The sequence below is a fragment of the Adonisia turfae CCMR0081 genome (genome assembly GCF_011009555.1).
Taxonomy (GTDB): Bacteria; Cyanobacteriota; Cyanobacteriia; order Phormidesmidales; family Phormidesmidaceae; genus Leptothoe; species Leptothoe turfae.
Genome location: NZ_QXHD01000004.1, coordinates 6,889,357 through 6,896,729, shown reverse-complemented (window position 1 = coordinate 6,896,729; position 7,373 = coordinate 6,889,357). Strand labels below are relative to the sequence as shown.

Here is a 7,373-nt window from a genome sequence, read left to right as displayed (position 1 = left end):
TGTCCCATCAGAAGTCTCCCTGTCAACCCTAATCCGTAACCATGATCTCATATTGAGACTCTATTTTTGAATTAATCGAGGTGCCCACAAGGCATAGGTGATGCAGGAGATGTTATTTTAGCTGTTCGTGAGACCGCACGAATTGAAGGTTTTGAAAATCGTCGTGGACCTTTTGGAACAGGCATTTTCAGCAGTGTCGATGATACTGGCAGAGGTCAAGGTGGTAATATTCGACTTGATGCTAACAATCTAATTCTGAATGGAGCCCAGATTGTCAGTGGAATTAGAGGAAGAGGAGATGGAGGAGATATCACTTTAAATGTTCGTGATACTCTGCGCTTAGAAAATAATGATCCTGCCACTAATGCACGTAGTGGTATTTTTAGTAACTCTATTTCTACCGCAGTAGGTAGTAGTGGTGATATACGAGTCATATCTGACAAATTAGAAATTTTTGACAGTTTGATTAGGGCTAGTAGTGAAGGGAATGGAAATGCTGGGGATATATTCATTATCGTACAAGATGATATTCAAGCTCGTAATGGATCGATAACAGCAGATTCTGCATTTAATGCAGGAGGACAAATTCAAATCTCTTCGAGCAATATTTTTCTATTTGAGAACAGTGATATCCAAACGTTTGTTAACTCTGGTGCAGATGATGGGGGAGATATTGAGATTGTTGCTGATGCGTTAGTAGCTTTTGATGATAGTGATATTCTTGCCTTTGCCGCTGATGGGAGAGGTGGCGATATCGATCTAAGTCGCACTGCATTCTTTGGTGAAGACTTGCAGTTTGCCCAGCCAGGTACAGATCCAATTACCCTAGACGGTAATGATCGAGTAGATATCAATGCCACAGGGGGGATTGCTTCAGGAACAATTTCTCTAGCAGACGTCAGTTTTATTGAAAACAGCATTACTGAGCTGCCGGATGAGCTGGTTAATCCTGAAACTCTGGTTGCCGCTAGCTGCATTGCCCAGAGTAGTGATATCGGTAGTAGTGTTGTTTTTACAGGGAACGATAGCTTACCCCAACAACCTGGCAGTGCTCAAACTACCTACAGTCTTAGCACCGTTCAGCCCATAACAGAGACGGCAACTAACAGTACTTCTATTGCTGAACCACAAAATCTTTATCGTCTTGCCGACGGTCGTTTAGTTATCAGTCGTAACTGTGCTGCAACTAACTCCCATGAATAGCTATCATTTATCTCTCATCTGTTTGTTGACAGGTCTGGTCGCACTGCCTGCTCAGGCTCAGATCATCCCAGACTCCACCCTTGGCCTAGAAAGTTCGATTGTGACACCTGATGTTGAGCTCCAAGGCGAGCTTACAGACTTGATCGAAGGTGGTGTTGCAAGAGATAGCAATCTTTTTCATAGCTTTACTGACTTCAATGTTAACGAAGGGCAAAGGGTTTACTTTGCCAATCCCGTCAATATTGAATCAATTTTGAGTCGGGTAACGGGAGCGAACGCCTCAGACATTTTTGGCACCTTAGGTGTCGATGGCAGGGCTGACTTATTTTTGATTAACCCCAATGGTATTGTCTTTGGGCCTGAGGTAAGTCTGGATATAGAAGGCTCATTTTATGCCACATCGGCAGAAGCTGTTGAGATTGGTGATGGTGTATTTAGTGCAACAAATTCTGAGCAGAGTCAACTGCTATCAGTGAGCCCTAGCACATCCTTTTGGAACTATCTAACTGAACGTTCTGGCGACATAGTTAACCGTGGCCAGATTGTAGTGAATGGAGACTTAATACTGGCGGGCAATAATCTAGACCTAGAGGCCCAAGTCGCTAGTGCTGGTAATGTGTCTCTGTTAGCAACAGATACAGTGAAGATCCGTGATTCAGAAGCCCTCCCATTTATTGGGTTTTCAGGTGATGATTTGTTGGTGCAAGGTAATCAACAAGTTGATATTGTTGCTCTTAATCATCCAGATAGTAAATTATTCTCTTATGGCGATATAGTACTTCGTTCGACGAACCCAGTTGGGGGAGATACCCACTATTGGAATGCCGGTAATTTTCGTATTGAGAGATTAGATGGCAACCCAGGAAAACTATACAGCCCAAATGATCCAATTATCATCTCTCAAGGAGATGTAAGTTTTGATGTTTATGTAGGAGCCTCATTACATATATTTGCTGGAGGAAAAGTTGAAATCCCTGGAGGGATCCAGATAATAGCTCCTGATGAAGTCTTTCGCTTTGAGGATGATGTTCCTTTATCTGATGGCTCCATAATAAACATAAGAGGTGGCGAAGAGCGTACCGTTGATATTAGAGCCGGTATAGATCAGGATTTTTTAAGGCCAGAAGGTATATTTGGTGATGGATTCTCTGTTTTTTTAAATCCTTTTCCAAACATAGGATTACCTGAAGGATTAGGAAGTAGCCCCAGTTCCTCAGATATTTTTATAGGATCCATTTTCTTTGATATCAATGAGCCCTTTTCTGATGGCACTGTTTTACTAACTAATCAGTATAAGCCTGATTCTAATTTTGTAGATGGCAATATCACAGTAACTGCCAATCCACTTTTTAATCCAATAACTGCAATACAAACCGCTTCACCGTTTGGTAGAGGTGGCTCTGTTTTTATCGACGCACAAGGCGACATTCAGGTTAATGGTCTCATTAATACATCTTCTCAAGTACTAAACGGTGACTTAATTTCAGGTGGTGCTGGGAACATTACCCTATTTGCAGAAAATGATATCATCCTCACCGCTTTTCCTTTGCTTACTCCGCAAGGACTCACCTTTCCCTCTTTACTAGCAACAGGTTCAGTTAGCGGTTCTATTGATATCGCAGCTGATGGTGATTTTATATTGGATAATGCAGAAATCTCGTTTGCTAGTAGCACCCTAAATCCTGGTGATAATCCAGGAGGAGACCTCTCTATAAGCGCGGCTAACGTATTGTTGGATAACAATGCGAAGATTACAAGCTCTAGTGTTGGAGAAATTGACTCAGGGAATATCAGTATTTTTGGACGAGACTCTATACGCTTTGCAAATTCGAGTTCAGTTTCAAGTGCTTCCGGTGCTAGCTTTGAAATACCGGTGAATAGTGAAACTTCAAGTAATGCAGGTAGTATTTTAATAGAAACAAACAGGTTAACCCTCGATTCAAGCACAATAAGTTCAGCAACATTTAACCAAGGTAATGCTGGCAATGTAACTATTCAGGCTCAGGAGGGTATTTCCCTAAACAGAATGTCTAGCATCATCAGTAATGTCGCTTCTACTGGAATTGGTAATGGAGGCGATATTCTTATTATGGCTGACTCATTAGACTTGCTTAACGGTTCACGTCTTCAATCTGGAGTTGTCGGAAAAGGAAGTTCAGGCAATATTGATATCATTTTGACCGAAGATTTAAATATTCTAGGTCAATTCGATAATTTTCCAAGTCTTGTTTCAAGCTTAGCATCTCCTGAAAGTATAGGAAATTCTGGTGATATTTCTATCAAGGCCAATAACATTCTAATAAGTACCAATGACAATCTAATAAGTACCAACGGAAATGGCATTAGCGCTAGTCTTGCAGGTATGGGGAATGCAGGTAATATCGATATCAATATAGAAGGTTTATTGGAAATTTCAGGCGTTGGTTCTGGAATATTTAATGCAGTGACTCAGAGTGGTGTAGGGAATGCAGGTAATATTGATGTAGAAGCGCAAGCAGTTGTTTTGAACGATGGAACTACGATTGCCTCTACTCATGGTGGTTCTGGACGTGGCAGAGCAGGTAACATATCGATTGATGCAGAAGATGAAATTTCAGTAGACGGAGATCTAACAGCCATTCAAAGTCTACTTGGGGTAGGTGTGGAGGGCGCTGCCGGAGATATTAGTATTAACACTGCGTCCTTGTCCATAAGTAATGGTGGAGGCATTTCTACATCTTCAACCGGATTTGGCAATGCAGGGGATATTGATATTATTGCAACAGACTCCATCACAGTGGATGGATTTAGTGAAGCAGGATTTGCTAGTGGTATTAGTAGCGATGTTATCCCATTAGGGCTTTTTGGTATAGTAGGTATTCCATTTGCTGATGTTGCGGTTGGTGACTCCGGCAATGTAACCATTTCAACAGATTTTCTCTTACTTGAAAATGGTGGAACAATTTCCAATATAGTAGCTGGGCAAGGAGATGCTGGGAACATAAATATTTCGGTGCAAGATTTGATTACACTGCGTGGAGTGGGGCCAAGGATTTCTAGCAGCATTTCAAGCCAGATTGATCCTACAGGTATAGGTGATGCAGGTAATATTGTGATAAGTGGCAATACTCTTCAAGTCTTAGATGGGGCACAAGTTAGGAGTCTATCTAATGGTGAAGGTAATGGTGGATTAATTGATATTGGCCTAACAGGTGATTTAATTCTGAGTGGAGAAGGAGTTTTCGGTTCTAGTGGGCTGGCTAGTTTGGTTAATACAGGTGCAATAGGTCAAGCTGGAGATATTCTTATAGAGGCTCAAAATCTTTCTATCAATCAGAATGCCTCGATTAGTTCCAATAATTCTGGCATAGGTGATGCAGGAGATATATTTATTACTCTTGAAGGAGTCTTACAAGCAGAAGATGCTTTTATATTAAGTTTCTCTGAGACTGCAGAAGGAGGTGCTTTATCAATAAATGCCCGGCAAATTGAACTATACAAAGATAGTGACTTTATAACAGCTACATTGGGAAATAATAATCAGGCTGGTGACATTATTATCTTAGCTAATGCTTTAATTGCACTAGACGATAGTGATATTCTTACATTTGCACCCAATGGTCGTGGTGGAAATGTGGATTTCAGTCAGACTAAATTCTTTGGTCAAAATTTTGAAGTTGCTCCATCTGGTACTGATCCTTTTGAATTGGAAGATAATAATCGTGTTGATATCAATGCTACGGGTGGCATCTCCTCAGGAACTGTCTCTCTAACTGACATAAGTTTTCTCGAAAACAGTCTTAACGATTTACCTGACAATCTTGTTAATCCTGAAGCGCTGGTAGCTGCTAGCTGTATTGCTCGTGGTAGTGATATTGCTAGTAGCTTTGCTATAACTGGTACTGATGCTCTTCCTCAACAGTCTAGTATTATCCAGTCGTCATTATATAGTCTCAGTGCAGTTCAGTCTGTTCCCAGGCTTGATCAAACTGATACTCATCTTTATGAACCACAAGATATCTATCGCCTGAACGATGGTCGTCTAGTTATGAGTCGTGAATGTAGTGATGAAAATTAACACAGCACCTAATGGCTAGCTATCACTAGGTACTGTTCATCATCTATGGTTAAATATAGGTAAACTGGTTGGAATTCGCTAAATTCAGCTGAGAAGCACTTATTCCTTGGACAATACCAATTAGATCATTAACAAAACTGATGCCTGCACCACTAATACCATCGACTCGCACATTAGAAATCGAGTAAGATACAGCGCTGCCCATCAGCTGGATCGTGTCTGCAATATCGCCAGCAAAATCGTAAACATCAAAATCTTGGAGTACCGCATAATCACTGCGACCTCGGTCATTGTAGAAAACACGACCACTCCCATTTTGACGTTCTCCTAAGACAAAGAGATCTCGATCAGTTGTACTGCCGCTAACTAAAGTATCTCGTTCACCAGTACCCTGGGAAAAATGATTAGTTCCATTTAAATAATCATTACCAGTCCCACCATTCACTAAGTCATTTCCATCACCACCTAACAACACATCGTTTCCTCCACTGCCATAGAGGCTATCATTTCCTCGCATGCCCACTAGTTGATTACTCACAGCGTTACCAATGAGATAATCAGCCCCATCACCAGTAAACACATTCTCAATGCTGTTAACATTAACTGCAATGCCATCTATAAACCCATAGCCAACTGCTAAGTTCACAAAGGTACTAGAGTCTATGGCGGCTGCATTAATGGTATCTATTCCCAAGCCTCCATTAATAGCCCGGCTATGCCCCAACCTGCCAGCATAATCAGAATACTCTTCAGTGAAGATAAATGTGTCATTGACTGAAGTCGTTTTGCCATGAAAAGTGATATCAACATCGTTAATGGTTATAGGAGATGACAGTGAACTGTCGGCATCAAATAGTTCTAATCTCCAGGTACCAGATGTATCTTCTCCACGAAATGCATGGGAATAAAAACTCCAGCGACCTGTGCCAAACCCCCCAGAAGAGAGACCGTTATTTTCACCACTATTCTGGATCAGCACACTAGATGTCCCATCAGGTGAAATTAAACGCATTGATAGATCACCAAGGTCATCCCATCGGGCAAAGCTTACGTCTACTTCGACAAATTCAATATCGATATTAGTGGCAACTGTTTGACTTAATGCAGTACCGCCAGTATTAATCGTGACGGAGGTATCTAAGAAGTCTCGAAATATGGCAATATCATTGGCGCTCGTTTGGGGGGTATTGAACCAGGTCTCAGCGAGACGTACGGCTGCTTTTGCATCGACTAAGCCAAAGCCATAATCATTGGAAAAATGTAAGCCGCCACCATTCCAATTAGTTGCTGCATTAAAGTTCCATGCATATTCTTCATCCCCACGAGTGCCTGTGCCAATGGCAGAGCCAACATGCCGAGCAGAATAGGCTAAAATCTCTTGGACATCTCGCCATCCTAACCATGGATTTGCTTCAAGCATAAGTGCTACGACGCCAGACACCATAGGAGCTGCCGCTGAAGTGCCATTAAAGTTAGGTCTATAATCACCTGGAGTCTCACCGCTTCTGCCAGTTCGATCTGTGGTTACTACTTCTCCAGGAGTGCCAAAAGCAGATACCAACACTGAAGCGCCATGGGTACTATAGTCAGAAATAAATCCATTCTGATCAACGGCTGCAACTGAAATAGTATGGGGATTGGCATTCCATGAGACAGCGTTGGTATCGTAATTGAGAGCCCGTGAGTTACCGGCTGACTTTATTAAAATTGTGCCTAGTCCATTACGTCCTGCTACGACAGCATTGTCTATGGCGGTATTGAGTGCAGCCATAGTGGCAGGGTTGAAGGGCCTATCAAAGAAGTTAAACTCGCCCCTTCCTGTTCCTAGGCTCAGATTGACAATGTCAGCCTCACGATTTCTGCCGGATGTTTGTCGTAGACCAGACGTATTATCAATGGCAAGCGCTAGTTGTCCAATAAACCGATTAGAGATTAACCCATGGGTCTGAAAACCAAACAGAGTTGAATTGTAGGCTATGCCAACACCACCGATGCCATTGTTCGCATTAGCTCCAATAATTCCTGCTACTGCAGTTCCATGGTTTTCGCCATCTACGCCAGTTGGGTCTGTATCATTATTATCAAAATCCCAATCCTTATCAATAGAGTAGTT

Annotated in this window: 3 protein-coding genes; 2 read left to right on the top strand and 1 reads right to left on the bottom strand. The window is 41.9% G+C overall.

Annotated features, from left to right (window positions below):
• Positions 1-462 precede the first annotated feature (462 nt).
• Both DXZ20_RS33285 and DXZ20_RS33280 read left to right on the top strand, forming a co-directional pair.
• Positions 463-1,203, top strand: coding sequence for a hypothetical protein (locus DXZ20_RS33285; RefSeq protein ID WP_163702971.1), 741 nt, complete (start codon positions 463-465; stop codon positions 1,201-1,203).
• Positions 1,196-5,260, top strand: a complete 4,065-nt coding sequence (locus DXZ20_RS33280) for a two-partner secretion domain-containing protein (RefSeq protein WP_250566016.1) — start codon at positions 1,196-1,198, stop codon at positions 5,258-5,260. The genes DXZ20_RS33285 and DXZ20_RS33280 overlap by 8 nt, the downstream gene beginning before the upstream one ends.
• 49 nt (positions 5,261-5,309) lie before the next feature.
• On the opposite strand, the gene DXZ20_RS38370 is transcribed toward DXZ20_RS33280, so the two are convergent.
• Positions 5,310-7,364, bottom strand: coding sequence for a S8 family serine peptidase (locus DXZ20_RS38370; protein ID WP_431732110.1), 2,055 nt, complete (start codon positions 7,362-7,364; stop codon positions 5,310-5,312).
• Between the last annotated feature and the right edge of the window lie 9 nt (positions 7,365-7,373).

Bases quoted from the DNA above. Each gene is read 5' to 3' on its own strand.
- DXZ20_RS33280 (WP_250566016.1), top strand. From the start codon at position 1,196: ATGAATAGCTATCATTTATCTCTCATCTGTTTGTTGACAGGTCTGGTC.